A 1,540-nucleotide genomic window follows, 5' to 3' on the forward strand; every position below is an offset into this window, starting at 1 on the left:
TGTCTATCCCAGTTTAAAATGTCACCTTCAGTTCCAAAGTTAAAATGTCACTTTTGTTATTGGGAAAGTCTGAAAGAATAGGGGGTTAGCGTTTCAAACTGGCCCTGAATTCCGATGGATTAACCAGTACCGGATTGATGGCTTTCAGCTGTTCCTGAACTCTTGCCTGAGCACGTCTTTTGGGCATTTTCTTGCTGCGCTCTCTTTTCCCATCTTTCTCTCTTTCATCCTGATGTACTTGTGCCAGCTTCAGCACTGCACCCAGCCGCTTGTTGTCTACGATGGTGCCCTGGTCAACGCAGGCCAGCTTGTCGAACGCCTGATACGAGAGTGTTCTATGAGCATATTTGAACGCCAGTGTGCCGTCTGGATAGTCGAAAACTTCAATTTTCTTGCCAGAAATACGTGTGTTTTCTTCAGTAGGGTCAAGAAGATAAAGGATTTTATCGTACTGAAATGTCAGTGATTTCGAGACGGTCCGAAGATCATGCCACGCGAAGATATCGGCCAGTTCAACTGACGTTTCCTGTACAGGACGGTGGAGATTTTTGGGGTATTTGGCAGGCCTGGCAAAGCGCCGGTTGAAGTCACTGACAAATGTCTCAACCCATTGATTAGCTGCTTCAATTGAGCTGATATTTTCCAGCCGCATCTCCTTTACCAACCGGTCCTGCAGCGTTTGATTGGCCCGCTCAACGCGACCTTTGGCCTGAGAGCTATTGGCACAAATCAGTTCAATGGCCATATCATGTAAAACCCGGCCAAACTGAGTGACACCGGTGCGGCGAGTTTCAGCCTGACTGACGCGGAACACGGCGTGTTTATCGCTGTAATATGCGACGGGTTTACCATGTTTTTCAATATATTGACGTGTTGCGTTCATGTAGTCGAAGGCTGATTCAGTTTCGCAAAAATGCAGATGCATCAGACGGCCAGTGGCATCATCGATAAATACCAACAAGCAGCATTTATCAGCGCGGCCTTCGAACCAGTCATGGTGAGAACCATCAATCTGAACCAGTTCACCCAGACAGTCACGTTGATAACGAGGCTGATAAACCCGGGGCTTACGGCGTGAGTGTGGTACCCAGAGTCCGTCTGCGGTCATCCAGCTGCGCAGTGTTTCAACGGAAACCCTGAGGCTATGGCGTTCCAGAAGCTTCTCGGCGGCTAACGTAGGGCCGAAATCGCTGTATTTTTCACGTAGCAGCGTCAGGATTTTAAACCGGAGTTCATCAGGGGCACGATTGTTTGCGGGCTTGCCGCGTTTTCGGGATGACAGTCCGGCAGCGCCGTCAATTTGATAGCGACTGAGAAGGCGTTGCACCTGACGAACACTGAGGTTCAGGAGTTTAGCGGCACGCGACTGCGTCAGGCGCTTATCGCATAGCTGCTGTAAAACAGGGATTCGATCGAGTTCTTTCTGGCTCATGGTGACCAACATAATAGTGATACTCCTGGCTGCCTGAATAAGAACAGGCTAACCGGAGTACGACATTTTAACTTTGCTAAAACACGACATTATCGCTTTGCACTAACA

At 49.0% G+C, this 1,540-nt stretch carries 1 protein-coding gene; it reads right to left on the bottom strand.

The genetic code is table 11. The features are described from left to right. Positions 1–85: 85 nt before the first annotated feature. The gene (locus CWS43_RS27080) at positions 86–1,432 is read right to left on the bottom strand and encodes an ISNCY family transposase (RefSeq protein WP_101080207.1); all 1,347 of its coding nucleotides are present in this window, start codon (positions 1,430–1,432) and stop codon (positions 86–88) included. Positions 1,433–1,540: the final 108 nt, after the last annotated feature.

The organism is Rahnella sp. AA, assembly GCF_002834385.1.
Lineage (GTDB): Bacteria > Pseudomonadota > Gammaproteobacteria > Enterobacterales > Enterobacteriaceae > Rahnella.